Below are 26,752 nucleotides of genomic sequence, written 5' to 3' on the forward strand. Positions count from 1 at the left end.
CGTTCACCAATTGAGCCAACTGATAAAGACAATGTTATAATTGCCATTAATGCAAGCGATAATGGTATTTTAGGCAAAGTAGAATTGTACTGGAACGATGGGACATGGCATAACGAAACATGGAACTCGCCCAGCAATCCATTTTCTAATAGCACGAATTTAGGAAAATTTGATGTTGGAAAAACAATTCAATATTATTCGGTTGCAAATGATACAAGTGGAAATACTCAAGAGACGTCCACATATTCATTTACAGTTTTAGACAGGACTCAGCCTAACATTTCAGTATCTCGTTCACCAATTGAGCCAACTGATAAAGACAATGTTATAATTGCCATTAATGCAAGCGATAATGGTATTTTAGGCAAAGTAGAATTGTACTGGAACGATGGGACGTGGCATAACGAAACATGGAACTCGCCCAGCAATCCATTTTCCAATAGCACGAATTTAGGAAAATTTGATGTTGGAAAAACAATTCAATATTATTCGGTTGCAAATGATACAAGTGGAAATACTCAACAGACGTCCACATATTCATTTACAGTTTTAGACAGGACTCAGCCTAACATTTCAGTAGCTCGTTCACCAATTGAGCCAACTGATAAAGACAATGTTATAATTGCCATTAATGCAAGCGATAATGGTATTTTAGGCAAAGTAGAATTGTACTGGAACGATGGGACATGGCATAACGAAACCTGGAACTCGCCCAGCAATCCATTTTCTAATAGCACGAATTTAGGAAAATTTAATGTTGGAAAAATAATTCAATATTATTCGGTTGCAAATGATACAAGTGGAAATACTCAACAGACGTCCACATATTCATTTACAATTTTAGATAGGACTCAGCCTAACATTTCAGTAGCTCGTTCACCAATTGATCCAACTGATAAAGACAATGTTATAATTGCCATTAATGCAAGCGATAATGATATTTTAGGCAGAGTAGAGTTATATTGGAATAATGGAACTCTGCAATCTCAAACATGGTTCCCAAACTCAAATTCTCTTTCCTTAAATTATAATATTGGGGCATTTGAAAACGGCACAGTCGTCCAATATTATGCAAAAGCCTATGACAGATCTGGTAATGTAAATACAACTTACACTTACAGTTTTACGCCGACAACTCTAGATACAACTCCTCCCGCCAGCATTAATAACCTCAAAAATATAAGCTATGCCCACAACTACATTAATTGGACCTGGACAGATCCATCTGATTTTGATTTTGATCGAGTGATGGTTTATATCGATGGAATATTCCAGAAAAATATCTCAAAAGGTGAACAGTATTACAATGCTACTGGTTTAGCTCCAGCAACCTACACAATCGGGACAAGAACAGTGGATACAAATGGCAATATCAATACCACCATGGTAACGCATATGTCAACCACAATACTTCCATCAGTGAGGTTCATTAACGGTACAGTAATGGACAGTGTAAACAAAACTGGTATTCCCGGAATAAAGGTATCCACTAACCCCAGCATTTCAACAACGACCAATGCATCGGGTTTCTATTCGTTCTCAGTCACTTCGGGTACATATAATATTGTGGCGACGTTCGAGCCGACGTATTATACGAACAGTTCAATCGTCTCAACGGTGTTAAGTGCTGTTGTTGTGCATGATATTGAACTCGAGAAGAAGCCGACTGGAACTATAACAGGAAGTGCTACAAATGTTTAACGATGCAACAAAGTCATAACTATTTTCGAGTATTCATCCAATGCATTGTGGTTAATGCTCCAAAAGAATCGATTAACGCTTTCCCTGTCCTCTATGGGCAACTTTGATAGATAACGCGCTCAGTATCCCTTTCCAGTACACTTTTAAATTGTGTATGTCCTCAACCATGCTAAACCTCACTCTTTTACCAGCTTTTATACTCCAAAGTGGGCTTTTGCTATGGTTTCATGAAGCCCCGGGAGGGATTTGAACCCTCGACCTCGTCCTTACCAAGGACGCGCTATACCCCTAAGCCACCGAGGCGCTTTTGATTTTATTGCCGGGATATTTTTGTAACGGGCCCGGAGGGATTCGAACCCTCGACATCCGGGTTAGAAGCCCGGCGCTATATCCGAGCTAAGCCACGAGCCCAGCGCGAAACCCCAAGATGTCTTGATTATTTAAAAAGCTTTGGCATTGAACTCATGATTTCTGCTAAACACTGTATTCTCTCTTCATGTCCTCGATTTCAGGAAGAAGAATATAATCCAGTGACGTGCCTTTTGCCTCTTTTATTTTCATTACATCAACAAGTTCCCTATATTTCCCTCCCATCAGTCCATTGGCTATGAGCGCCGCACCCTGGGCAGCCTCTTTGACTTTCTTAACAGGGAAACCATTAAGCCTTCTTATCGGGGCAAGATCAATGCGCTTTTTTAATTCCTCAAACAATCCTGAAACCTTTGAAATCCTGCCTGAAACAAGGATTTCCTCTGGTTCTACGGAAGCTGTCAATGATAAGACATCTTTAACAGCGCCTTCCAGATATGCATTCAGAGCATCTTCATTTTCCATAAGTTTTTCAGGTGTTCCTGCAATAGTCCCGGCTCCGCCTTTAAATATCAGATCTTTATTAAATCCTCCCAGAAGGTAAGCAACCTCCGAATCCATAGATCCCATTGAAAGAAAACCAATGTTACCTGAACTCCCCCCGATGCCGTCCACGATTCTTCCTTCCTCTACGGCAACTGCCGCGGTATATCCAAAGCCCATCTCCAGCATTATAAACGATGTTTTATCATAACTCTTTTCACCCCTCTCCGCCTGGTCCCGAATCCCGAGTGCTGCGCAGCAGAGTTTATCAGCAGTGCCCATATCAATCCTGTTTAATTTCCGATAAAAGGGAACGGTTGGAAGATGAATGACCCCGGGAATGAAAACTACTGGAAGCTCCAATTGTATCATCCTGTTTATCGATTTACGCATGCCTAGGAAGCTTTTATTATCCTCTCGTTTGATAAGGGACATTAAAAATAGCTCCCTCTCTCCGACATCTTTGATATCGGTGAGCGGAATGCCAAAACCCGAGGGCCCCACGACAAGGTCCGGGCTGGTTCTTGTTATTATGTCCGCGATTGCCCCGGAATCTTCTATGATGTCCCGCGTTGCGATAGAAATATCAAGAATTACATCATCGTCATCCAGACCGCAAAAATCAAAACTTTTTGTTCCCGGGTCTATGCCGATTACTCTTACCATACCCTCAAGTAATCGTTCAACCTCATAAATGTTTATGTATTGATTATTTTAGGTCTTGGATGGTTTTCTATCAACCACTTTTACCCAATGACCTGGACTCACCTCTGCAAGAACCGGGGTATCGGGTGGAAGCTCGTCAAAATATACAGCTTCATCACCTAGCGGATGGATGTCACCACCACACATCGGGCATTTTTCAGAATATGTTTTCCTTTTAGTTAGCAAGAACAATACCTCCCATATATGTTTGAGGTTTTGAAACGCCTTAACTGTATTGGTTATAAAGAAAGAAGTCCGGACCGAACGTTCAAATTTTTGTTTAACATCTATGTAGTGTCTAAATTTATTTATTTGCCCAATTCCTTCAACCTATGCGGCATCTTCGTAGATGCTCCCACGGCAACCGCAACCAACATCATTTCTTAAACTTCCTTCCGATTAGCGCGCCAATCACTGCGAATGCTGTTCCGAACATAAGATTGATTATACCCATAAACAGTAAATTAAAAAGCAAATAAAATCGGGATGCAAAACTTATTCCAAGAACTGGTTTATGCATGGTCATCCCGATAAATATACCCATGTAAACTGTAATAACTGCGGCAAGCGTTACAATGCCGCCTTTTATCGCAGCTTCTTTGAAGCCGGAGCCTGAAAATATCCATCCCGTGTAACCAATAATTGCTAGGCGAGCAAGTAGAAACAACGTGTTGACCGAAGAATTGGTGGATAAAGGAGGCAAAATCCCCCCAAGGATTAATCCTGCTTGTATACCCGTTAATGTTATCATGAGGGCAATGATGTGAATCTCTTTCATAATCTCTTTTAATGATTTTTTGTAATACTATATATTTCCATTGGATAAATAAGGTTAATTGATGGAATAGGCGTGTTGCGTGCCAATGTATCAGCCGTTGCTTTTTAGTACCAATTAAACCTAATCTTTAGCCACAGAGTAATGAATTTATTGACTCATTAAAAGATATGGATCCATATTATCCAAAAGAAATACCTTCGAATGCACACTTCAAAAGAAACACAAAAATATCTTGAAACAGTTCCACAAAGATTTTCAATTTGTTTTTACTCCTAAACACGTTTCGCAGCTAAACGTTATTGAGAATTTATTCAGTAAAATGACAGGAAGCTTTTTGAGAGGAATTAGAGTAATTTCAAAAGATGAATTAACCGAACGTATTTGTCAGTATTTTGATGAATTGAACGAAAGGCCTGTTTTTTCAAATGGAAATTATAAATGGATGGGATGCCTGGCGCGATTGAATCATTAGAGTATTAATTTGGAGTCGCTATACCAGTCGTCCACATTTAGTGCGCAGTCCACATTCAAGCCATTGATCAAATTCCTAAAAATCGTAATCATCCTCTCCTGATTGATTTCAAAATATATTCTTCAGCTGTTATAAATTCATTTAGTCTTTTCTCGATGGTTGGTTTTCCATCCTGAGTAACTGAATATTTTTTTGTTCTCATGTTACCTTTCGCAAATTCAACCTGTAAAATATTATCTCGTTTCAAGGAATATAGAACTGGGTATACTGTCCCCTGGCTCAAGAAAACATTATATTTAGAAAAAATTTGTTTTATTATGTCGTAGCCGCACAACGGTTCTTTAGATAACATTTCAAGTATGATGATTTCAAGATGGTTTTTAACAATACCTTCTATGTGTGGATTCATTTTTAATAATGGATGCGATATATCCACTATTTCTTGATCAGATGAATTCGGTGGAACCGGTGGCTTTTGGTCCCTGTTCTTTACAAACTCTGATTTTTCTCTATTCGCATCTATTAAATTATCATAATATCGCTTAACCCTGAGCAGTGATTTCACTTTTGTACATAATATATCCATATCAATAGGTTTGGTTAGAAAATCGTCTGCACCAGCCTCAATAGCCATAATCCTATCTTTCTTTTCCATAAGAGCTGTTACCATTATGATAGGTATAAACATGGTTTTGTCCTTATCTTTAAGCAATCTACATATCTCATAACCGTCTAAACCAGGCATTAATATATCCAAAAGTATCAGGTCAGGCAAATCATTTTCAACTCTGAGCAATGCTTCGTTTCCATCGCATGCTGTTATAACCTCGTAATCTTTTTCGAAAATTAACCTTAGCAGTTCACTATTTGATCCATCATCATCCACTAAAAGTATTTTCTGCCTATTCATATTTCACAAATATTTCTATATTTTTTCCTTAATTTGAAAGTCATTTGAGTATTTCTACACCGCAGACAATCGATACGCACTTTTGTCACCAACCCAATTTTTCTATTATCATCAATGTATGTATCTACTATTTAAATTTTTTGAATCAAATTCTGAATAAAATTCAGAAATAAAAATTGAAAATAAGATAGTTGAGAAGTTGAAGCTTGAAGAAAAGACACTCGTAAATGCCTGAAAAATATAAAGGAATGAAGCCAAATGTATTTATTTTCCTGCTTGATTAATAAAAACTATGAATCCGCCTCTGTAGATAACTTAGAGAATATATATCTTAATTGCTTCAATAAGTACCTGATGTGAAATCCACAACAATCAGATACTGATAGTGACAGTGGAAAAATGATACACATCCTTATCCTCGCTTTGCCCGGAAATAGCTTCGACACCTGCCAGTATAAGAAGAGTCCAGCGATGAAGAATAGAGTCAATCTGTTCATACTCAAGCCTGTAAGAATCCAGTGGTTACTATTTTATCACGGCGCCAGATTCTTCATACATGATTCTTTCTTTCTCTAGTTTGAGTTCTTCCTCCCTGCGCGCAATGGCTTTCATAGCCTCAGTTGGTTTTACAACGACCGTGATCCTGTTCTTCCTGTCCTTCATAGATACCACAAGCCCGTAGGCCAGAAGTACAACGACAGCCACTGGAATAAGGAACAGCCATCCCAGTACGAAAGCCATAAAAACTCCAGCTATCAAAGAAGTTGTGTACTTTGCCCATCTGGGCATCTTCCATTTTTCCCTGTTGAATTCGTCCATGTTGCATTTACTCATATCGATGTCCTCCTTTTCTCGAAAAACAACTTATATATCAAAATCACTATCAAGATTAACGGGATGCCAGGAGACACCCACAAAACAAAAGCAATGAACGCCTCTGCCGGGTAATAATAAGCAGCTAACATAACAGCACCAGCTACTGCAGCGGCTGTAACATATTTTAATCTTTTATCCACGAGTTGCTCCCTTACGGCACCTGCAATATTCGTATCATCACCTCGCAATATATTATATCGGCCCATGCGTAAGCATAATCACACAGGCTGTTGATTTTTCGTCATATGAATGGGCGTTAGCCTCTTATGTCTCGTTCTTCATTTTTCATAATTATAATAATTACCATATTAACTATTTAAACATACCATGTTTCAATTTTTGAACCAAATTCTGAAAAATAAATGGTTATATTGTGCACAAAATCATTATAATTATAATAATGATGACTGCATACGCATTGGAATTAGTATTTCTTACAAAACCAAAGACAAAAGGAGGAAAGTAAATGGTAGGAGATTTAGCAATAATCGGAGCGGGAGTAGCATTTGCTGGTGGCGCAATTGGCGCAGGATTAGCAGAACAGACGATAGGAGCAGCGGCAATCGGAGCCATGGCAGAAGATGAAAAATTCTTTAGCAAAGGTCTCATAATGACTGTAATTCCTGAAACCATCGCGATCTTCGGACTCGTGATTGCCCTGATCGTATTATTTGTGAATTAAGGAGGTGACAACCATGATAGAAATGATACTTCTTATAACTGTATCCCTTGCTGCAATATACATCATAGCATTCGTAGCGATTGTATTGAAAGAAATGAAGCCATACATTGAAGGAAAATACGAGTAAAAATACAAATGGGATATTAATGGAGGACTCTATATTTAATCTCTATTTAAAAATTAGTCCTCCTGCTCTTGTATAATTTACATGCGTGTAGATAGATGTCGCGTGTGCCAGACAGGTACTACTCAGGTCAACGTTGACCTGATCACTGGTATCTTGATTAGACAGGGAGTGCCTTTCATCATTAATCCGTTTGATACCTACGCTTTAGAGGAAAGCCTCAGATTCCAAGAAAAATATGGGTTTCGCCTAGCGGTTATTTCAATGGGGCCCCCTAATACTGAGGCAACATTGCGAAAAGCTCTGGCACTGGGAGCTGACGAAACGATACTCTTGAGCGACCGCTCTTTCGGCGGAGCTGATGCACTGTCTACCAGTCTGGTTCTTGAATAAGCAATAAAGAAGCTTTTGTCCAGAAGGAAGAGGTGGGTATTGTAGTTTGCTTCCATTTTTGAAAATATTCCAATGTCTGTTATTTTCAATTTTTGAACCAAATTCTGAAATAAATTGAGAAATAAAATTTGAAAAATGAATGGTTATATTATTTTCCAACTCATTATTCTGAGCATAATGATTAGAACTACTTACGCATTGGAACTGGTGTTTCTGACATTTATAGCAGCCAGCAATATCATAGCGTATATTCAGAAAAGATTCACTACTGACAGAACCGAGTCAGGAAGCGCAAAAAGTTTCTGATAAATCCGGAGGTCTGATATTATGTGTAAATATCCAAAGATTGATTGTCATCTCCTCATAAACAAAAATGTGGAGATGTCCGTGAGGAATAAATAAATTAAGAGGTGAATTGAATGGAATTTAAAGAAATAGATGTACCAGAGGATTCCGTCCAGCAAATTAATTATGAAGGGTCATTTGCTAACGTCAACCTTGATGGGTTATACGAAGATACGCTTGAGGATATAGAGAAGAAATTGGGATCAGTTCCTGACTTGATGAAGGGTTTCCCCAAGAGAAGACTTATCCATGAATGGCCTTCATGGAAGAATGTTGGGGAGATAGACCTGGAAAGATCAAGATATCTTCTAAGTACCGATGAAATTTTAGAAGAAATGTTGAGCAAAAACCAGGGGTAAGTTGGCGAAACATGGATATATTTGATGTATTGACAGCTATCTCGGAAAGAAGACCTTCATGCATAGCGGTACGAACGAACATGAAGCTATGATGAAAGCTATACTTGATATATCCAGAGAATACCACATACCACTGCTTGATATCAAGAAGTTGGTAGGAGAGAGAGATCCATCCCGGACTGAAGCCAGCAGGCATCAGCGACTCTTTTTCCAAATGTTTTCCCCATCTTCTGGAGCTGCTGAGCATCGACCTACTAAGGCGTTGAGGCTTTTGGATTAAAAAATAAATTAAAATAGTAAATAAAATTAAAAAGATGTGAATAAACATGGTTAAGAAAACTGAAGAAAGAAAAGATATAAAAGAAGAAAAGAAGGATATTTTCAAGACATGGGCTGACAGCTACACAGCCGTTTCAAAAATGTGGGAGGATTCCTACATAAAGCTATACAAGCCCTGGCTCGAATCCACAGGAGAGCTATTTGAGAAGGCGGCTCTACTCCCGAAGGATGCTGCACCAAAGCAATATAAGGAATTTTATGACGAATGGGTGAAAACATACCAGAATACCTTTGGTGATTTTTATCCGATCCCGACTCTGAAATCCAATAAAGAGACACTCGAGAGACTGCTGATCGGTGCAGAGGAATCGAATAAGCTCTACAGGTCATGGATTGCCAGGTTAGAGGAGAATTCCCAGAAGACAAGAGAGGTACTTAAAGGCGAACCTGATCCTGTAAAATATAAAGAAGCCTATGATCTATGGATAAAATCGTACGGAAAAATATTCGATGAGCTTCTTGAACTGCCAGCCCGGGAAAATATAAAAAATCTCTTCGAAAATTACACAGGCATACCCGATTTCTACTCTGAGACATTTTTACAGATATCAAAACTATGGAAAAATTCGTATGCGAAACTCTACGAGCCGTGGATGGCGTCTGTATCGAAACTTTCTGAGAAAGCAGCAGAAATCTCCAAGGGAGGAGCAAGTCCCGAAGCTTATAAGGAATTTTATACACTATGGCAGGTTACATATCAGGAGACCTACGGCAAGTTGTTTGATTTCCGATCGCAGCCTTCAAAGGAAGTATTTGAGAATTTCGCATTGAGTGCAAACATTTATCTGAACCTTTACAAGTCCTGGATAGCTGCACTTGAAAACCTGTCTGAAAAGGCTGAGGAGCTATCAAAACGAACTGCTGATCCAGAGGCGTCTAAAGAATTTTATAATTTATGGGTAAGGATGTATGAAAAGGCTTTTGACAGCTTCTTTGAGGACACTCCTGCGGTCGGACCAATGAAAGAGATTCTGGAGCCCGTAAAGAATGCAGCTAAGATATATGCAGACACATTTACCAAGATTTCCAAGATGTGGGTGAAATCATATTCAAGCTCTGCAAGCCAGGCTTAAATATGGAAAAATCCAGTTTCGAATCCACCCAGGAATTTTTTGACCTGTGGTTAAGGACATACAATGCCACAATGGGCAGGCTCGTCGAGATGCCTGCCCTTGGTCCAACACGTGAGAAATCTGAAAAAATGATGAAGGGTTTCTCTACCTTTATCAACCTTTATACTGCAGGGATGGATTCCAATTTCAATTTCCAGAGTATATTTACAGAAGCAATGCGCAGAGTGCGTGAAAAGACTGCAACTGATATGGAAGGGGAAATCACCCCTGAGAAATATAAGGATTTTTACAAGATCTGGATTGAAACTTACAGCGAGACCTTCAGGGAATTCCTGAAATCAGGTCATTTTGCGTCGGACATGGGGAAATTGAATTCGTATTTAATAGAATTTCAAAAATACAACAGGGAAATGCTTGAAGAGAATTATCTGAAACCTATGAATCTCCCTACAAAGACGGATATCGACGAGATCAACAAAGAGTTGTATTCTCTAAAGAAAACAGTAAAAGAACTGACCAGCCAGATCAAAGAACTAAAAGAGAAAAAATAGGTTTTTGGGTGATGAGATACCATGAACGCACTTAATTTAATAGGAGATTATGAGAAATTCAAACATGGGGTGGAACTATTCCTGGAGCCCCCCGATTTTTCGGTTGGAACCACGCCTTCAGAGATAATATTTCGCGAAGATAAGATGAAACTTATCCATTATATCCCGATCGTAGAAAAAACATATCCAGTTCCAATACTCATAGTGTACGCACTTGTGAACCGGTACTATATTCTGGATCTCCAGCCAGATAAAAGTGTGATAAAGAAGCTGCTGGATGAGGGTTTTGATGTCTATATCATTGATTGGGGGTATCCCTCGGGCGCAGACAGATATCTTACAATCGACGATTATGTGATCGGTTATGTAAATAATGCAGTGGATAAGATTCGAGAACGGTCTGGATTGGATAAGATCACGCTGCTCGGTGTATGCCAGGGAGGAACCTTTTCTGTGATGTACGCTGCACTGCACCCAGAAAAAGTAAAGAACCTGATCACTTTAGTGGCCCCCATAAACTTTGATACAGATAAAGGACTTCTTCATATCTGGGCAAAGAGCTTAGACGTGGACAAAATCGTGGACTATTATGGAATTGTTCCAGGAGATTTCCTTAATGGGGGATTCTTGCTCACAGACCCATTCAGGCTTATGATTGACAAGTATGTAGGCCTGCTTGAGAGAATTGAATGTGAACCTGGTGATGCTGCATGCGAGCTTCGCAATGAAGAAACTGTCAGCAACTTTTTGAGAATGGAAAAATGGATATTCGACAGCCCAGGACAGGCGGGTGAGGCCATCAGGCAGTTCGTCAAAGACTGCTACCAGAAGAACTTGCTCATTAAAAACAAGATGGTGATCGATGGAAAGGAGATTAATTTGAAAGAGATCTCCATGCCACTGCTTAATATCATGGCGGAATTTGACCATTTAGTTCCCAATGAAGCAAGTAAACCACTGAATGATGCGGTATCAAGTTCTGATAAAGAAATGCTTGTTTTTCCGACAGGGCATATAGGTATATTTGTGGGTTCAAAATCCCAGAAAGTGGTTTGTCCTAAGATTACTGAGTGGTTAAAACCAAGGTCCCTTGATGGAAGCGAGAAGAGAAGTTTGAACAAATCGAGGAAAAGAAATTCAAACAAAAAGGAAAGAGTCGCAAGGCAAGGAGGAGTATAAAATGAGACTTGAAAATAAGGTTGCAATTATTACTGGGGCAGGAAGCGGTATTGGTAAAGAGACTGCACTCCTGTTTGCAAAAGAAGGAGCTAACGTTGTTGTCGCCGATGTAAATGAAAAGGCTGGTGAGGAGACAGTGGCAGAGATCAAGAAAAATGGAGAGGCATTTTTTGCTAAACTGGATGTAACCAACAGGGAACAATCAAAACAGATGGTTAAAACTACTCTGGAAAAATATGGTAGAATAGATGTTTTGATAAATAATGCAGGCATTGTTCAGGATGCCCTCGTAACAAAAATGACAGAGGAACAGTGGGACAGGGTTATTAATATCAATCTTAAAGGGCCTTTTAATTGTATCCAGGCTGTGGTTGAAGCTATGATCAATCAAGGAAGTGGTGCAATTATCAATACATCTTCCATCGTCGGACTGAATGGCAATGTCGGGCAGACCAACTATGCTTCAACCAAAGCCGGTCTAATTGGCATGACAAAGACCCTGGCAAAGGAACTTGGGAAAAAGGGGATAAGGGTCAATGCAGTGGCACCTGGATTTATAATGACTCCAATGACCTCAAATGTACCTGAAAAAATACTTGAAATGATGAGAGAAAAAACTCCACTGCGCAGGCTGGGTGAACCAAAAGATGTTGCACATGCATATTTATATCTTGCTTCAGAAGAGGCGAGGTTTGTTACCGGTGCGGTGCTTTGCGTTGATGGAGGACTCATAATATAGGTGAGAAGTATGAATAATGTAGTTATTGTATCGGCAACAAGAGCCGCAGTCGGGAAATTCGGGGGAATTCTTAAGGATTTTAGCCCAGGACAGCTTGGTTCTGTTGTATTGAAAGATGCCTTGAAAAGGGGTAATGTTGAATCAAATGACGTTGATGAGGTAATCCTGGGAAATGTTCTTTCAGCAGGTCATGGTCAGAATGTGGCAAGGCAGGCTGCAATCGGAGCGGGGATTCCAAAAGAGATACCCTCCTATTGCGTGAACAAAGTATGCGGCTCGGGTTTGAAGTCAGTCGTTCTGGGGGCACAATCTATCATGCTCGGTGATGCAGATGTTGTTCTGGCAGGCGGCGTCGAGTCCATGTCCATGGCTCCGTATGCGCTGAAAAAAAACCGCTGGGGAGCAAAGATGGGAAACGATGAAGTTGTGGATTTGATGATATATGATGGGCTGTGGGATATTTTCAACAATTACCATATGGGTATAACAGCAGAGAACGTAGCGGAAAAATATAATGTTACACGGGAAGAACAGGATGAATTCTCGGCACAAAGCCAGAATAAAGCAGAGGCTGCTATCAAGGCAGGCAAGTTTAAAGAGGAGATTATTCCAGTAGAAGTTCCCCAGCCAAAAGGCGAGCCTGTGTTCTTTGATACAGATGAGTTTCCCAGATTCGGCACAACGAAAGAGATACTTGCAAAATTAAAACCTGCATTTAAAAAGAACGGGACAGTAACTGCGGGGAACGCATCAGGAATTAACGATGGAGCCGCTGCGGTTCTTTTGATGTCTGAAGAAAAGGCAAAAGATAAAGGACTTGAGCCTCTGGCGACTATCAAAAGCTACGGGTTAGGCGGCGTGCCTCCGGAAATAATGGGCATTGGGCCTATTGATGCAAGTAAAAAAGCTCTACAGCGTGCCAATATCTCCGCAGGTGAGCTTGACCTGATAGAACTCAATGAAGCCTTTGCAGCGCAGAGCATCGCTGTTATCAGAGAACTGGGTTTTAATCCAGAACATGTTAACGTTAACGGCGGCGCTATAGCCCTGGGGCATCCCATAGGAGCAAGCGGTGCAAGGATATTGGTTACTCTTCTCTATGAATTAAGGAGAAGGAAAGGCACATACGGCCTTGCTGCACTCTGTATCGGAGGTGGGCAGGGTATTGCTATGGTGGTAAAGAGGTGATATTATGAACATGAATGGAAAAAAATTGGAAGGAAAAGTTGCTCTGGTCACTGGAGGCTCAAGAGGAATCGGGCGGGCGATTGCCTTGCGGCTTGCGGAAGACGGCGCTGACGTTGTTATCAACTATCAGAACACAAGAGAGCATGCCGAGAAGGTATCAAAGCTGATTGACCAGATTGGCATGGCAGATGAACTTGAAAAATTAACCATAAAGATAAACCACATGGATAATAAAGAGCAAGCAAAGGAAATATCAAAGTTAATAGAGGCTATCGGAAGGCACTCTTATGTATACCAGGCAAACGTCAGTAATCTTGAGCAGGTAAACAGGATGCGGGACGAAGTGATCGGGCAGTTCGGGAAAATAGACATTCTGGTTAATAACGCAGGAATAGTCAGGGATAAATCTTTTGTCAAAATGACTCCTGATATGTGGGGAGATGTTATGTCGGTGAACCTGGATGGAACCTTCTACTGCACCAAAGCATTCATAGAAGGAATGCTGGAAAGGAAATATGGCAGGATTGTGAACATTTCATCGGTTGTGGGAAGAATGGGCAATTTCGGCCAGGCGAACTATACAGCTTCAAAGGCAGGCATGATAGGTCTTACAAAAGCACTGGCAAAGGAGTTTGCTGGCAAGGGTATAACTGTAAATGCAATAGCCCCGGGATTTATAGATACTGATATGGTAAAAGGGGTTCCTGATGAAATAATCGAAAAGATTCTTGCCAAAATACCACTTGGAAGACTGGGGAAGGCATCCGAGGTCGCAGGTGCGGTGGCCTACTTGGCATCACTGGACGGGGATTACATAACAGGTCAGGTGATAGATATAAATGGGGGACTTTATATCTGAGTGAAGGGTTCCCATAATTTTTTGCATTGGTGGGGTTAGAGGATTTTTGGCCATGGAAGGAAGGAGATATGAAAATAGCTATTGCGATAATCTCGATGAACTGGTGAGAAGGTGAACTTTAAAAGTCTGAAGCAAGCACGAGTGCAAGTGCACTATAGAAATATTATTAACACTATGTAGGGATTTGAACAAAAAAAAGGACGTCCGGACCGGGATTTGAACCCGGGTCGGGGGCTCGACAGGCCCTCATGATAGGCCGCTACACTATCCGGACTTTGCAGGGATTCGCTTAAATGGTTTTTTCGCATTTAAGCCTTTTGTTAAATGCAGGATTTTTGGGAGTCCAGCTTTAATAACGATAATCTTATGAGGAATAGATACTATCAGACAAAAGAAAGGGCTCGTGGTCTAGTCGGCTATGACGTCGCTCTCACACAGCGGAGATCCTGAGTTCGATTCTCAGCGGGCCCATACAAGTTCATTTTCGAACCAGCTTTGAAATCGAGTATAATCTCCACAAAGGCTTTGAATAGAAAAGGTATGCTGCCGTTAATCCGGTTATTAAAGCAAGTATGACTGAACCAAGTACGTTGTGGATGACCTTCTTTATGTCGGATACCATTGATTTCTCAGTTATCGTAAAATTTACAGGATAGAACTCCCCCCAATTATTGTTCCTCTCCATAGCATGTATATAAATTACATGTGCTCCGACTGAAATATTAGTTGTATTTATCTCTGCTGTAACATCCTCTACCTGCGAGTCATATGTACCATTTATCAGGCCAAGCGGTGTTCCATTCCCGGAAGTGCCCATTCTATCCATAAAATACTCGGCTGCCCTTATTTTCATCTTATAACCTGCCATTGCCCTCGCAGTCAGTTTTAACTTTTCGCCTTTGACAGCTTCGATATTATCCAGAGCCGCCTCCCTTATCACCGGTGAAACCAGAAATCTTTTTAGATTGTGTGATTGCAGGATGTGACAGGATTCGCAATTCTGTTCCAGCGCATGTGGCTCGTCGCTGATATTTATTGCCCCAAAATTTGGATTTTCCTGATAGATGTGACAGGATTTGCAAGATCTTGGTGTAGTGTATGTTGGAACATGCGACTGCGGCTCTTGGCTGTCCAAAGTGTGGCATGCCCAGCATGCTTTATCAATCGAATCCGACAAAAGGGTATCAATGGATGCATTTCCGTTCAATCTGTCGTGCTTTCCTAATCTTGATGAAACTGCATCAAAATTAGGAATATTAAGTTTTCTTGATGTATCATGGCAGTTAACGCAATCAGCCCACATCCTTTGATCGGTATACAGGTTCGGTATGTGAAGATTTTCCGGTACTTTCCCCACTATGAAGGTATCATTGGGAAAAAGCCAGCTGCTATTATACCCAAAAGCTGTGGTGTTGGCGGTAGTTTTCATTATCGAGGGTGAAATCGCCAGCACGTCCTTAAGTATTACGAAATTTGGATTTGCCTGAACAACTGACGTAAGGTTTGCGCTGAAAATTGTTACATTGATATCTTGGTATCCTTTATATCTGATTGGACGGGTATAACTAAACTCAGAACCGCTGGTAACTGCCCAATCCTCGACAACGCTATTGTTAATCATTAAAGCCAGCAATGCCTGTTTGCTATCAGTACTAACGTCATTAAGTTTCAGAGAAATGTTCTCTCCAAGGTTCCACGTTTCCCCCACCTTTAGATATTTCTGTAACGAGGGAGAGGGAAGGAATGTCCCAAAATCGGTGTTGATCTGGTTTAAAACATAATCGTCGCCATTATAGTATATCTTACTTTTATTTTCAGATATGAAATCAACGAATACATTGGTGAAATATATGATATCATTATTGGGGTTTTCTTCTAGATCTCTGTCAATAACCAGATACCGTTGTTTTTCTGGAGAATACCGGTACAGATGACAGGCAAAGCACGCAGTGCTGTTGGTTTCTGCATGGACTCTAGCTGTCCTGAATCCACTGAACTGAATGAGGCTTTGATTTGCGCCTTTGAATATTGATGTTATATTCAGGATAATAATAGGCATCTTGAACGTTCCATTGTCTATAGTAGTATATTCCTCATAGTTATATTGAGAGCCAACACCTATTGAGAATTCATCTACAATACTATAGTTCTTTAAAAGCTGAATTAAAGCCTCACTCCTTTCTGAGGAGATCTCCACCACTTTCAAAGAATATCCATTACCGAGATATACGCTCTCTCCCTCAAAAGCTGTTAGTTTATTTCGTTCTTTTTCAAGTTCAATAAGCGAGGTTGTATTCTTGTATATTAAAGTTGCATTGCCCCAGGCTTCACTATTGTTTTTAACCAGATGGCAATAGGTGCACTTGAAAGAATCAATTAAATTATCTGTCGACGCGTAATGTGATGTAAGAGCCAGATCCGTATTATTATCCGTTATCACCAGACTGTTTAGATGGCAGATTTGGCATTGTACTGAAGTGGTTATATTATAATTTGTAGCATTATTTTGATTACCATTTAGGCTTGCATTCTGGAAATGCGAATAAACCATAGGCTCTTGATAGGGGGATTGTGAGAGTGAATGGCAGTCATTGTTGTTACAGTTTTTTGGAGTTTTGTAATTTAGTGGATGCCCACCTGCAGGCTGTGCATTCTCACTTCCATCCCCATCTCCATGGCAAGCCCAGCAGCGGAGATTGTTGCTGTTTAAAGAAGTTATAGCATTTGCATTCAGAGTCCTATGTACCGCTTTATCGTCATTGGCGGCTGAAAAATTAACATGGTATGGCGCAGCTCCTCCAATATCGTGACAGCTAATGCAATTTTTGTTACCCCCTAAACCCATGGTACTATCGTGGAAAGTTGGAGGAGTTCCGCCGCCGCGCACATGGCAGCCATAGCATTCTGTGCTGGCTGTAAATGGAGTATGGTTCAAGGCAACAAAGGAGATTCTGGGATCATTTGGTGCCCCCCATATACTATTTCCACTGTTATTGTAATGGCAAAAGGCGCAATCCTTTGATTGGATAAGGTTATTGGTTGTTCCATAATGAGATACCCGGTCAAATATGTTAAAATAAGAGGCATTCGTATCTACACTGTTGCTATGGCAGGTAGTACAGCTCGTGGATATGTTAATGTCTTTACCATTTTGTATGTGCTCGCTAACCAAAGGTGCATTGAAAAGATTGCTGACATGACAATCTGAACACATTTTTACCAGGCTTAGATCTATTGGATGGATTTTTGGAGGAGTGCCATCCCAGTGGCAGGCATAACAAGCATAGTTCAAATCATTTACATTGTTCACTCGTCCATGCATACTGTTATTTAAGGAAGTAAGATTTACGTATGGCATCCCCGCCAAAATAGTCCCATGACAATCAATGCAGTTTTCAAACCCTGCCATTGCGGCAGGCATCAGGTTTATAGTGATAAATAGGAGCAGACTGAAAATTATAGATCTGTTATTTATGACATGCATTTTTATAATTTAATTACGTTTTTATTATTATTAAGGACATGTAAGAATTTGGATAAATATTAAAAAATGATAGGGGCCATCACCTCTTCCGTCCGAACATATAACCTGCCAAAAGCAATATCATTGCCATGGCGGCATTAAATCCCGGTGTCTTCTTTACAGGTATTGTCACTGCAGTTGGCCCTGGTTTTTGTGGTGTTTCTTCCCCCGCTACAGGTGTTTCAGCCGGTACCACCACGCCCTTCAAGCTTGTTATTGCAAATGGCGAGAAGGAATTTGTCTTTGCCTCAAAGTGAGTGAAAAGCTCATCTTTTCCTTTGGATCCAGTTTCCAGGAGTTCCCATTTTGTTCCATCCCATCTTTCAAGGGCAACATCGGTATCTTTGAATTCGTTCGATATGAGCCATGAATTCTCGACCTTGAATCTTACAGTAGCTTCTTTTATGTTCTTTGGAACTGCGAAGCCAGATGTTCCGACCCAGATATTGACGTATCTATAAACGGTCCCAGGTGCGCTTGTTTTTACAAGTGTTGACGTATCTTTTAGAAGTTCGATCTGAGTATTTATCAACCCTGCACTGACAGCCCCAATGATTTCGAGCTGATAGACTGGGAGTATTGGAGTAGTGAAATTGTATCTTGTCGGCAGATCCTTGGCTATGAACTCTTCTTTGGACTCTTTAGCCTGGATATTTGAGTAATTCTCACCTGATGTCCCGCCGCCACCGCCGCCGCCTGATGGGCCACCACCACCGCCACCTGATGGACCACTGCCGCTGCTTCCTGTTGAAAGTTGTAGATTTTCCTCCTGGTCATCTAAAGCTGCTCTTGGTCCGGTCCATGAAGCCGACTTCCCGGTAGCAGTTGCTGTTATCGTCATGGAATCGCCTGCATTGACACTGACTGGCAGGTTTGCGAGCTGGAATACATAATATCCGCTGGCAATACCTCCAGTTGTCTGAGTCACATTTGCGGTGGTAGTACTATTTGAACCTCCAGAAACTGAAAGCACTACTGTCACACCATTTATGGGCGTGCCATCGGTATCAGTTACCCGGCCGAATACAGTAAATGGGTTCCCATCCGATGCCATTACAGGTATTATTGCTAACAGGAAAAAAATTGAGAAGAGAATTTTTTTCATAATATCCTCTCTATTTTGTTCCCACAAATGTGTACGTGTTTCCATTGGTGGTACCATTCCCTTTTATAAAGTAAGGTTTGTAGCCTGCCATGGTGAAATTGGTTCCTGAATAAAATCCGACACCTCCACTCGGCACTATGATCTGGTAACTGACCCATATCTGGTTGGTTGAATCCCATTTGAGCACTTTTGAGACGCCAGGAATACCTGTTGAAGATGTATACAGGAGATTTCCTGCATACAACGTCGGGTTCGGGTTAAGCCAAAGCACGATGAGATTATATTCTGATACCAGTGTGTCGGTAGTGTAGTATGTGGTGCCGCCGCTTGTCAAATTCGGGGCGATCGATCCATTAAAAACCGACCTTGCACCGTGGCATTTGTTACAATCTATAGTCTTACTGATATTATGGAACGTCCAATCTGTAGCTGTACTGGTTCCTCTGTAAGTTGTCCATTTATTGGTGCTTTGATTCCTGTAGACACCACCTTTGACTTTTCCTGTACTCACATTAACCACATAGTCTGTACTATTCCTTACAAAAGTATCGTCATGACATGCATCGCATGTTACATTCCCGTGGCTTGAATATTCCCTGAAGTTAGAGGTAGTGTGCTCGGATGTTGCTACATGGCATGCTTCGCAACCTGTTTTAGTTGTGGCAATGTTATTGACCTCGAACGTATGTTCTGAACCATTATTGATGGTTGAATTCATATGGCAGTCAGCACATGTGAAACCCAGGGAAGTTTTATGGGATCCGTCATAATAAATATCACGGTCAGAGATGTGATGAGAACTTCCGTTGTGGCATTTCTCGCACAACTCCGTAACATTCCCCACTGTATCATAGACAGGCGACCCGGCTGAACTGCTTGAGGTGGCATTGTAAAATGCAATGTATATCGGTGATGTGCCATTACCACTATATGTATCGTTGTGGAGGTTATGACAAACCCTGCACTGGACACCTTGGTTATTTGATGTGTTATAACGCGCGCTGTTTGACTGATTATACATCGGAGGTGAATGACATTTTAAGCAGTAGCCGCTGTAATATGTTCCATGAAGACTTGATTGAGCATGGCCGCTCTGGTTCCATGCTATGGTTTCATTCTCTATCTTAGGTTGTCCTCCACCAGTTCCATTGTGGCATGTCAAAGTACATGTATAATACGGGAACATGCCTTTACCAACACCGCCATTGGTGCTGAGGGGAATACCTGTAAGATTGTAGTTATAGAAGTTGTACTCAACAGTCAGATTATGGTCATGGGTGTATAGCGATGAGTTAAGGGCGAACTGCTGCGTTGTGTTCGCAAAGTGGCACTGCGTGCAGTCTGCATAATTCTGCCCGTACCCGTGATTTCCATGGCTTTCACTAAGGTTAACACCTTCAACGTGACAATTCCTGCATGAGTTGCTTTCATTCACGATGTAACCTGTGTAACCATTATGCTGTGTATCATAGCCAGCATGGCAATCTGTGCAGTTTGGTGCAGCGACATTCATTGTCTGGTTATGATTTGAGTTGTTGACTGCACTGGCGTATGAAGAGTGGCATTTGACGCAACCAATGTCTCCAAATGTCGGCGCTAATAATGAGCTCGTTACAGCGGACTTGGTACCATGACACTTATCACAACTAACATCCTTACTTATATTGTGCAATGGCCATGTTGTTGGAGCTGCAGACCCATCTTTGTAGCTGGATATTAATCCTGTTGCTGTGTCATTATAGAGACCATAAATTATTTTGACTCCCGTACTGTTAAGGCCGACTGCATAGCCAGTTGCATTCCTTGCAACTGTCTTGTCGTGACAGGCTTCGCATGTAACTTTACCTGTATGGTTCGCTGTGAACTGGAATGTATGGTCTCCTGATTTATGGCACACTTCACACCCAGTTACACCTGTTGTTAAGTTCGTGACTTCGAACATATGTGATTGGTAATTGAATCTTGCACCACTAGTAGTATTCAAATGACAATCAGCACAATCAAAGCCAACTTGGGTCTTGTGAGTTCCTGCAAACTTGCTGTCGTGGCCATCTCCATAATGGCATTTTTCACACAAAACTGTAGCATTGGCAACCGTGTCATAGATTGTGTAACCCGCAAGAGAACTTAAAGTTGCGTTATAGAACGCCAGTATTCCTGTCCCTGGACTACTAAACGATCTATTGTGGAGGTTATGACATACCCTGCAATTAATACCCTGCCAATCGGCTACTGGAATAAGTGTACCCGATGATGCACTCGCATTATAATTCAGAGGCGACTTGCATTTGGCACAGGAATTCTTCTGGTCAGTGGGGGGTTCTACCAATGACTGGGCATGCGCACTCTGGACCCAGGTTTGTGATGCATTGTCGACTTTTACATTGCTACCATCGTGATGATGGCATGATGCCGCATCGCATGAATAGTATGGAAACGTTCCTACGCCCACACCACCATTACTCTTTAGAGGCATCTGTATCGTTCCTGTTAGATTGTATTGATAGAAGTTACGGATAATTGTCAGATTGTGGTCATGTACATAGAGTGACGCATTCAAACTGAAAGACGTGTTCATATTTGCAAAGTGACACATCGTACAATCATCGGTTGATGTATGTTTTTCATCTTTGGTTTGATGGCACCCTGAATTCCTGCACGTGTTACTTTCGTTCACTGTAAAACCCTTGGCTCCTGTTGTATGACCGTAGCTGGGTACATATCCTACGTGACAGTCAATACATGCAGGCGCGCTTGCATTCAGGGTCTGGTTATGCTTTGAGGCGTTATATGCAGTGGCGTATGTAGGATGGCAATCTGCACATACGAGGCCAGTCGTAATCGTGCCGTTAAATACAGAGGTTGCATTGTGGCATTTGCTGCAATCTACACTCTTGGTTATATTATGCAGGGGCCATGTTTTAGGTTTACCTCTGTCCAATACATAAGTAGTCCAATTACTGGTCGGGGTCGGTTTCCACAGACCGTAATTACCGTCACTTGATACGGAATAGTTCGTAGCATTTACTGTTGTAAAAGTTTGATCATGGCATGCTACGCATTCAACTTTACCTGTATGCATTGACGTGAACTGGAATGTATGGTCTTCTGATTTATGGCACACTTCACAGCCGGTCACATTTGAGGTAGTGTTCTTGACCTCGAATGTATGGAACTGCGTTAAATCACTTTCGATTGATCTGTTCGCATGGCAACTGGCACAGGTGAAATTCGCACCAGCTGGGTCTTTGTGAATTCCTGCAAACTTACTGTCATGAGAGGTAGTTGTGTGGCATTTCTCGCACAATTCGGTAGCATTGTGAACCTGTACATAGACCGGGTAGCCCGCACGAGAGCTTAGAGTTCCATTATAGAACGCTAGCGGTTCTCCATTCACCGGGCTGCTATAAGAAACATTATGCATGTCATGGCATACCCTGCACTGGATGCCCTGCCAGTCGGCCGCTGCCACAGGTGCGCTCTGGTTGGCACTTACGTTATAGTTGGGCGGTGACTTGCATCTGGCACATGACATCGTCTCACTGCCGGTATATGATTGTGCATGTTTACTCTGGTTCCAGCCGATGGTTATATTTTCCTTACTTTTGCTTGTATGGCAGGTCAGAGTACAGGTATAGTACGGGAACATGCCCTTGCCTACATGGCCGTCGGCGCTGAGGGGCATTCCTAAAAGATTGTAATTATAAAAATTGTATTCAACGGTGAAATTATGGTCATGTTGGTAATAAGTATGAGAACTAGAAAGAGGAAACACTTTAGTAGTATTGGCGAAATGGCATTTTGTGCAGTCTGCGGGACTAGCTGCATTGCCGGTATGGGTGTTTGTATCAACAGGACGCGATCCACTGGTTGCATGGCATCCAGGTTGACCATTTTGTAACGTATTACAGGTTGTCACTGTGACCTGGTATCCGATATAACCGCTAACTGTATGCGTGCTAGTATCATATGCCCCCCTGTGGCAAATAAGACAGGCAGTTGTTTGGGAGTTATCTATATTATCATGTTGCCTCGGTAAAAAAGTTATCGCGCTGTTGGAAGCGATGGCTGAAACATATGCAGGATGGCAGGCATTACAAGCATTATTTGTAACATCTTGAGCCGTATAGGTTGCAATCGCTTCCGGTATGGCTACCGCCACAGCCAATAAAATCAAACACATCAATATGCCGTTTCGTTTCATAGTACCCATCATCTATCCATTGTTCTGCTTGAAATGGCGTTTTTTTCTGCAGATATGAATATAATATCGTTTATGTACTACCCCTACTTATATATTTCGCATGATAGTAATTATAATGATGAAATATTTAATGATTATAAGTCTTTATGGATGTTACTGACTTTTGCCAGAAAGACATTTAGAAACAGATAAATTCTTAAATCAAAAATGCTATTATGCCCCTGTAGAGGTGCTAACATGAAATTGATTGCGTATTTATTTTCACTATTGATCCTGGCGGCGCCGGCGGTCGCCTCGGATTGGAGCCAGTTCGGATATGATAGTTCTCATTCTGGATTTACAACGGATAGCGTTGTACCTCCGCTTGTCTTGAAATGGACTGCAAACCTCTATTATAATACGGATTCATCCCCTGTAGTCGTGAACGGGGTTGTTTATGTAGGCTCAAACGGTGGAGTCCATGCGCTCGATGCAGAATCCGGAAAAGAGATCTGGAGGTCCCCGACAGATGGATTCATAGGAGCTGTTCCCATGGTCATGGATGGGACACTGTACGTTGGGGGGAATGACGAACACTTTTATGCAATCGATATAAAAGATGGCTCTAAAAAATGGATCTATAAGGATGCTACCGGTGGGTTCGTTTCCTCCGCCACTGCTGCCGATAATCTTATTTATGTAGCATCAGAAGACGGCTCTCTCTATGTATTTAATCCCCAGGTCGGAGAACCTTCGTGGACTAAATTAACAGGGAAAAGCATAGATTCGTCTCCTGCCGTTTCAAATAACACGGTTTACTTCGGGAATGACAATGGGGCTTTTTTTGCCCTTGATGCCGGGAATGGCAGGGAGATGTGGCATTATTACACAGACATAGGTATGATAAAATCTTCACCTGCTGCTGCAAATGGCATCCTGTTCTTCGGTTCAAATAATGGAAATGTGTATGCTCTGACGGATAAAGGGGCTTTGAAATGGAAATTTTCGACAGGGAGCGATGTGGTATCATCTCCTTCGGTTAAAGATGGTACGGTCTTTGTAGGCTCAAAAGATTTTAACTTTTATGCTATTGATTCTGCAACAGGAAACATGAAATGGAAATTCCAGACAGCGGGCTTTGTTGATGCTTCATCTGCGATTTCAAATGATGTCATTTATTTCGGGTCGAAAAATAATTTCATCTATGCTCTTGATACTAATACAGGGAATCTCCTCTGGAAAAACTTGACTGGAATGGATACCACAGATTACATAACCTCGCCTGCTATCTCCGGTAATATGCTTTATGCAGTAACCCATAGCGGAAAAGTATATGCATATTCTATTGCAGGGGAGGTTCAGACAACTCCGGCCATAACACAGACAATAAAGGCTACAACAATATCGCCTACGCCAACACCTGTCCAGACACCGGCAGTTACCACCCCACAAAAGACGCCGGGATTTGAATATGCAGCATTAATACTGTTAATAGCAGCGATAGTAAGGAAAAGAATTAATTCTAAATGAAATCTTCTTAGAGCCGATAGTATTAACAAAATGAATTGCACCCAGGGAGGATTTTTTCTCCTTTCTTGGTAATATATGGTTTGAATATAGGAACCTGAATAGAGATATTTTATATTAATCCAGCATCGTATTGTAAATTATGTTCAGGATACGTCTGCGTGATTTTATAATTACCAGTGATGACTGGATATTCGCGGTTGCGGATTATTGTCACGAGAAGGGCATCCGTTCTGTTCTCAGATACGTGCCTGACCCAGAGGGTTCAAGAGGAACGCGTAAAAAATTCCGCAAGCTGGACTTCGACGATGCCTTCAGCTTTATGAAAGCGAATCGCCCTCAGTGGGTGGATGATGTACATATTGTCCCATGGGATTGTGTCAAACAGGTGCTTGCTCCAGAGAAAAAACTCCCTATTTTGCTGAAAGACAATAAGAAACTGAGAGACATAGTAAACACTCTCCTGAAAGGGGATGTGCCACTTGAAAAAATGGGAGTGACGGGGTCTCTACTTGCCGGCTTGCAGAACGAATTCTCAGATATAGATTTCATCGTATATGGAAAATCCTGGTTCCAGGCGCGGGATATCATAGCAGAGGCAAAAAAGGAATGTTCTACCGTTAAAGAGATAAGCGATGAAATGTGGCATGATATTTACAGGAAAAGGAAGCCCGAGCTTTCCTTTGATGAATTTCTCTGGCATGAGGTAAGAAAAGGAAACCGCGGCATGGTGGATGGGACATATTTTGACCTCCTTTATGTAAGGGACTGGGAAGATATCACCCGGTGTCTGAGGGGAAAAGATATAGGTATGGAAACGATCCGGGCAAAGGTCACGAATGCCGATTTTGCATTTGACAGCCCCGCTATCTTTGAAATCGACCATCCCGAGATAAGCTGCGTGCTGTCCTATACCCACACCTATGCAGGCCAGGCACTGGTAGGGGAAAGGATCGAGGCTCGGGGAATGGTAGAGGTCGTGGGTAATATCAAAAGGCTCGTTGTTGGGACATCAAGAGAACCAAAAGGGGAATGGATACGTTCCCTCACGCTTCTTGAGAAGGAATAGGCTCTTTCCCGTATCCTATTTCTTCCTTTGTCAAATAGCATGCCGGGTCATCCGCCCAGACGTTGCCATATATTGCCTCTGCACGCACGCGGAAGTTCCCGTTACATATTTCGAACCATTTGCATCGGGCGCACCTGTCCGCATTTGCTTTTATCAGGGGCTTCCTGTTCTTGAGACCAGCCATCAGTGGATTGCTTTTATCTGTCCATATCTCGCTGAATTTCCGCTCCTTTACGTTACCGAAGGAATAATGTCTCCAGAACTGGTCTGCATGTACCGATCCGTCCCATGAAACACAGGCTATGCCGATGCCTGAGGAATTGCCCTGGTTCATCTGGAGAAGTTCATACACCTCTGCCGCACGTTTGGGATATTCTTTCAGCAAACGGAAGTAAACATAAGGACCGTCTGCGTGGTTATCTACAGTCAACACCTCAATAGGGAAGCCATTATCATGCAAAGCCTTTGTCCTGTCCATAATGAGATCGAGCGTCTTTCGGCTTTCTTCATGTGATAGTTCTTCTTTTACCAGTTTTGAGCCGCGCCCTGCATATACAAGATGGTAAAAACATACTCGGGGGATTTTTTCCTTTTCAAGCAGGTCGAATATGGCCGGGATATCCTTCACGTTCTTCTTATTGATAGTGAAGCGCAGGCCCACCTTAATGCCTTCTTCAAGGCAGTTGCGCATACCCTGCAATGCCAGATCGAATGAGCCTTTTACGCCCCTGAATTTATCGTTGGTCTCTCTCGTCCCGTCCAGCGAAACACCCACGTACGAAAGCCCAATCTCTTTCAAGACCTTCGCCTTCTTTTTGTCGATCAGTGTACCATTCGTGGAGATGACCGCACGCATCCCTTTTGACCTTGCGTACAGCGCAAGCTCAGGTAGATCAGGACGCATGAGCGGCTCACCGCCGGAGAAAAGGATTACTGGCGCGCCGAACTGTGCAAGGTCGTCGATGAGCTCCTTTCCTTGCTGCGTCGTTAGCTCGTTCTTATACTCAATGTCCTTTGACTGGGCATAACAGTGCACACATTTCAGGTTGCAGCGCCTGCCCATGTTCCAGACCACTACCGGTTTTTTATCCTTTGAGAACTGCAATAAATGCGAGGGAAGTTTCCCGGAATCGCGCCCGTACCTGAGAGCGTCTGAGGGTTCAACGGTTCCGCAGTAAAGCTTTGAAATTCCTATCATCCTTTTTCTCCTTTGTTCGATA

The 26,752-nt window shown here is 41.8% G+C and carries 22 protein-coding genes and 4 tRNA genes; 13 read left to right on the forward strand and 13 right to left on the reverse strand.

The annotated features are described in order from the left end of the window. Positions 1 to 1,701, forward strand: a 1,701-nt coding sequence (locus O8C65_14230; GenBank protein MCZ7358078.1) for a carboxypeptidase-like regulatory domain-containing protein, incomplete at its 5' end; no start/stop codon positions are given. Positions 1,702 to 1,932: 231 nt separating this feature from the next. Here the strand turns inward: O8C65_14230 and O8C65_14235 are convergent. The 8 genes from O8C65_14235 to O8C65_14270 form a co-directional block, all read right to left on the reverse strand. Beyond that, positions 1,933 to 2,004 (reverse strand) — tRNA-Thr (locus tag O8C65_14235). 33 nt (positions 2,005 to 2,037) lie between these two features. Then, a tRNA-Arg gene (locus O8C65_14240) sits at positions 2,038 to 2,112 on the reverse strand. Between the two features lie 63 nt (positions 2,113 to 2,175). Continuing rightward, entirely contained in the window at positions 2,176 to 3,219 is a 1,044-nt protein-coding gene (locus O8C65_14245) for a DUF1464 family protein (protein ID MCZ7358079.1), read from the reverse strand. A gap of 48 nt (positions 3,220 to 3,267) precedes the next feature. After that, positions 3,268 to 3,444, reverse strand: coding sequence for a hypothetical protein (locus tag O8C65_14250; GenBank protein MCZ7358080.1), 177 nt, complete (start codon positions 3,442 to 3,444; stop codon positions 3,268 to 3,270). Positions 3,445 to 3,634: 190 nt separating this feature from the next. Further along, entirely contained in the window at positions 3,635 to 4,036 is a 402-nt protein-coding gene (locus tag O8C65_14255) for a hypothetical protein (protein ID MCZ7358081.1), read from the reverse strand. 560 nt (positions 4,037 to 4,596) lie between these two features. Continuing rightward, positions 4,597 to 5,418, reverse strand: coding sequence for a response regulator (locus O8C65_14260; protein ID MCZ7358082.1), 822 nt, complete (start codon positions 5,416 to 5,418; stop codon positions 4,597 to 4,599). Between the two features lie 525 nt (positions 5,419 to 5,943). Beyond that, positions 5,944 to 6,252, reverse strand: a complete 309-nt coding sequence (locus tag O8C65_14265; GenBank protein MCZ7358083.1) for a hypothetical protein — start codon at positions 6,250 to 6,252, stop codon at positions 5,944 to 5,946. Then, positions 6,249 to 6,500, reverse strand: coding sequence for a hypothetical protein (locus O8C65_14270; protein MCZ7358084.1), 252 nt, complete (start codon positions 6,498 to 6,500; stop codon positions 6,249 to 6,251). Before O8C65_14270 ends, O8C65_14265 begins: the two co-directional genes overlap by 4 nt. A gap of 260 nt (positions 6,501 to 6,760) precedes the next feature. Between O8C65_14270 and O8C65_14275 the strand changes: the two genes are divergently transcribed. The 9 genes from O8C65_14275 to O8C65_14315 all read left to right on the forward strand — a co-directional run bounded on the left by O8C65_14275 (position 6,761) and on the right by O8C65_14315 (position 14,125). After that, positions 6,761 to 6,976 carry a V-type ATP synthase subunit K gene (locus O8C65_14275; GenBank protein ID MCZ7358085.1) on the forward strand — a complete coding sequence of 72 codons (216 nt, stop codon included), beginning with the start codon at positions 6,761 to 6,763 and terminating at the stop codon, positions 6,974 to 6,976. Between the two features lie 208 nt (positions 6,977 to 7,184). Beyond that, positions 7,185 to 7,493, forward strand: a complete 309-nt coding sequence (locus tag O8C65_14280; GenBank protein ID MCZ7358086.1) for a hypothetical protein — start codon at positions 7,185 to 7,187, stop codon at positions 7,491 to 7,493. A 419-nt stretch (positions 7,494 to 7,912) separates the two neighbouring features. Further along, the gene (locus O8C65_14285) at positions 7,913 to 8,197 is read left to right on the forward strand and encodes a hypothetical protein (protein ID MCZ7358087.1); all 285 of its coding nucleotides are present in this window, start codon (positions 7,913 to 7,915) and stop codon (positions 8,195 to 8,197) included. A gap of 326 nt (positions 8,198 to 8,523) precedes the next feature. Continuing rightward, a complete protein-coding gene (locus O8C65_14290; protein MCZ7358088.1) occupies positions 8,524 to 9,609 on the forward strand; it encodes a hypothetical protein in 1,086 nt (361 codons plus the stop codon). A gap of 2 nt (positions 9,610 to 9,611) precedes the next feature. Next, positions 9,612 to 10,160 (forward strand): hypothetical protein, encoded by a 549-nt coding sequence (locus O8C65_14295; GenBank protein MCZ7358089.1) that lies wholly within the window; start codon positions 9,612 to 9,614, stop codon positions 10,158 to 10,160. A gap of 21 nt (positions 10,161 to 10,181) precedes the next feature. After that, positions 10,182 to 11,339 (forward strand): class III poly(R)-hydroxyalkanoic acid synthase subunit PhaC, encoded by a 1,158-nt coding sequence (gene phaC / locus O8C65_14300; GenBank protein ID MCZ7358090.1) that lies wholly within the window; start codon positions 10,182 to 10,184, stop codon positions 11,337 to 11,339. Between the two features lies 1 nt (position 11,340). Continuing rightward, positions 11,341 to 12,078, forward strand: coding sequence for a 3-oxoacyl-ACP reductase FabG (gene fabG, locus O8C65_14305; protein ID MCZ7358091.1), 738 nt, complete (start codon positions 11,341 to 11,343; stop codon positions 12,076 to 12,078). Between the two features lie 9 nt (positions 12,079 to 12,087). Beyond that, positions 12,088 to 13,266, forward strand: coding sequence for an acetyl-CoA C-acetyltransferase (locus tag O8C65_14310; protein ID MCZ7358092.1), 1,179 nt, complete (start codon positions 12,088 to 12,090; stop codon positions 13,264 to 13,266). Between the two features lie 10 nt (positions 13,267 to 13,276). Further along, on the forward strand, positions 13,277 to 14,125 hold the full coding sequence (locus O8C65_14315) for a beta-ketoacyl-ACP reductase (GenBank protein ID MCZ7358093.1): 849 nt from the start codon (positions 13,277 to 13,279) through the stop codon (positions 14,123 to 14,125). 201 nt (positions 14,126 to 14,326) lie between these two features. Here O8C65_14315 and O8C65_14320 read toward each other — a convergent pair. Next, positions 14,327 to 14,399, reverse strand: a tRNA-Asp gene (locus O8C65_14320). A 123-nt stretch (positions 14,400 to 14,522) separates the two neighbouring features. On the opposite strand from O8C65_14320, the gene O8C65_14325 reads away from it, so the two are divergent. After that, positions 14,523 to 14,596: transfer RNA gene (locus O8C65_14325), tRNA-Val, on the forward strand. 7 nt (positions 14,597 to 14,603) lie between these two features. Here O8C65_14325 and O8C65_14330 read toward each other — a convergent pair. The 3 genes from O8C65_14330 to O8C65_14340 form a co-directional block, all read right to left on the reverse strand. Then, on the reverse strand, positions 14,604 to 17,534 hold the full coding sequence (locus O8C65_14330) for an S-layer protein domain-containing protein (protein ID MCZ7358094.1): 2,931 nt from the start codon (positions 17,532 to 17,534) through the stop codon (positions 14,604 to 14,606). Between the two features lie 154 nt (positions 17,535 to 17,688). After that, entirely contained in the window at positions 17,689 to 18,753 is a 1,065-nt protein-coding gene (locus O8C65_14335; GenBank protein ID MCZ7358095.1) for a PGF-pre-PGF domain-containing protein, read from the reverse strand. A gap of 10 nt (positions 18,754 to 18,763) precedes the next feature. Continuing rightward, the gene (locus O8C65_14340; GenBank protein MCZ7358096.1) at positions 18,764 to 22,957 is read right to left on the reverse strand and encodes a hypothetical protein; all 4,194 of its coding nucleotides are present in this window, start codon (positions 22,955 to 22,957) and stop codon (positions 18,764 to 18,766) included. A 237-nt stretch (positions 22,958 to 23,194) separates the two neighbouring features. Between O8C65_14340 and O8C65_14345 the strand changes: the two genes are divergently transcribed. Together O8C65_14345 and O8C65_14350 are read left to right on the forward strand one after the other, a co-directional pair. Continuing rightward, positions 23,195 to 24,466, forward strand: coding sequence for a PQQ-binding-like beta-propeller repeat protein (locus tag O8C65_14345; protein ID MCZ7358097.1), 1,272 nt, complete (start codon positions 23,195 to 23,197; stop codon positions 24,464 to 24,466). A gap of 139 nt (positions 24,467 to 24,605) precedes the next feature. Continuing rightward, positions 24,606 to 25,532: a nucleotidyltransferase domain-containing protein gene (locus O8C65_14350; GenBank protein MCZ7358098.1), complete on the forward strand. Its 927-nt coding sequence runs from the start codon at positions 24,606 to 24,608 to the stop codon at positions 25,530 to 25,532. Here the strand turns inward: O8C65_14350 and ahbC are convergent. Continuing rightward, positions 25,510 to 26,730, reverse strand: coding sequence for a 12,18-didecarboxysiroheme deacetylase (ahbC, locus tag O8C65_14355; GenBank protein ID MCZ7358099.1), 1,221 nt, complete (start codon positions 26,728 to 26,730; stop codon positions 25,510 to 25,512). The two genes, O8C65_14350 and ahbC, sit on opposite strands and share 23 nt — an antisense overlap. Between the last annotated feature and the right edge of the window lie 22 nt (positions 26,731 to 26,752).

The organism is Candidatus Methanoperedens sp. (assembly GCA_027460535.1).
GTDB lineage: Archaea > Halobacteriota > Methanosarcinia > Methanosarcinales > Methanoperedenaceae > Methanoperedens.

What these genes read in the sequence shown, in the direction of transcription:
- O8C65_14270 (MCZ7358084.1), bottom strand. Translation starts at nt 6,500, where the DNA reads ATGGGCCGATATAATATATTGCGAGGTGATGATACGAATATTGCAGGT.
- O8C65_14255 (MCZ7358081.1), bottom strand. Translation starts at nt 4,036, where the DNA reads ATGAAAGAGATTCACATCATTGCCCTCATGATAACATTAACGGGTATA.
- O8C65_14265 (MCZ7358083.1), bottom strand. Translation starts at nt 6,252, where the DNA reads ATGAGTAAATGCAACATGGACGAATTCAACAGGGAAAAATGGAAGATG.
- O8C65_14245 (MCZ7358079.1), bottom strand. Translation starts at nt 3,219, where the DNA reads ATGGTAAGAGTAATCGGCATAGACCCGGGAACAAAAAGTTTTGATTTT.
- phaC (MCZ7358090.1), top strand. Translation starts at nt 10,182, where the DNA reads ATGAACGCACTTAATTTAATAGGAGATTATGAGAAATTCAAACATGGG.
- O8C65_14315 (MCZ7358093.1), top strand. Translation starts at nt 13,277, where the DNA reads ATGAATGGAAAAAAATTGGAAGGAAAAGTTGCTCTGGTCACTGGAGGC.
- O8C65_14290 (MCZ7358088.1), top strand. Translation starts at nt 8,524, where the DNA reads ATGGTTAAGAAAACTGAAGAAAGAAAAGATATAAAAGAAGAAAAGAAG.
- O8C65_14330 (MCZ7358094.1), bottom strand. Translation starts at nt 17,534, where the DNA reads ATGGCAGGGTTTGAAAACTGCATTGATTGTCATGGGACTATTTTGGCG.
- O8C65_14280 (MCZ7358086.1), top strand. Translation starts at nt 7,185, where the DNA reads ATGCGTGTAGATAGATGTCGCGTGTGCCAGACAGGTACTACTCAGGTC.
- O8C65_14275 (MCZ7358085.1), top strand. Translation starts at nt 6,761, where the DNA reads ATGGTAGGAGATTTAGCAATAATCGGAGCGGGAGTAGCATTTGCTGGT.
- ahbC (MCZ7358099.1), bottom strand. Translation starts at nt 26,730, where the DNA reads ATGATAGGAATTTCAAAGCTTTACTGCGGAACCGTTGAACCCTCAGAC.
- O8C65_14310 (MCZ7358092.1), top strand. Translation starts at nt 12,088, where the DNA reads ATGAATAATGTAGTTATTGTATCGGCAACAAGAGCCGCAGTCGGGAAA.
- fabG (MCZ7358091.1), top strand. Translation starts at nt 11,341, where the DNA reads ATGAGACTTGAAAATAAGGTTGCAATTATTACTGGGGCAGGAAGCGGT.
- O8C65_14340 (MCZ7358096.1), bottom strand. Translation starts at nt 22,957, where the DNA reads ATGAAACGAAACGGCATATTGATGTGTTTGATTTTATTGGCTGTGGCG.
- O8C65_14260 (MCZ7358082.1), bottom strand. Translation starts at nt 5,418, where the DNA reads ATGAATAGGCAGAAAATACTTTTAGTGGATGATGATGGATCAAATAGT.
- O8C65_14295 (MCZ7358089.1), top strand. Translation starts at nt 9,612, where the DNA reads ATGGAAAAATCCAGTTTCGAATCCACCCAGGAATTTTTTGACCTGTGG.
- O8C65_14285 (MCZ7358087.1), top strand. Translation starts at nt 7,913, where the DNA reads ATGGAATTTAAAGAAATAGATGTACCAGAGGATTCCGTCCAGCAAATT.
- O8C65_14345 (MCZ7358097.1), top strand. Translation starts at nt 23,195, where the DNA reads ATGAAATTGATTGCGTATTTATTTTCACTATTGATCCTGGCGGCGCCG.
- O8C65_14350 (MCZ7358098.1), top strand. Translation starts at nt 24,606, where the DNA reads ATGTTCAGGATACGTCTGCGTGATTTTATAATTACCAGTGATGACTGG.
- O8C65_14335 (MCZ7358095.1), bottom strand. Translation starts at nt 18,753, where the DNA reads ATGAAAAAAATTCTCTTCTCAATTTTTTTCCTGTTAGCAATAATACCT.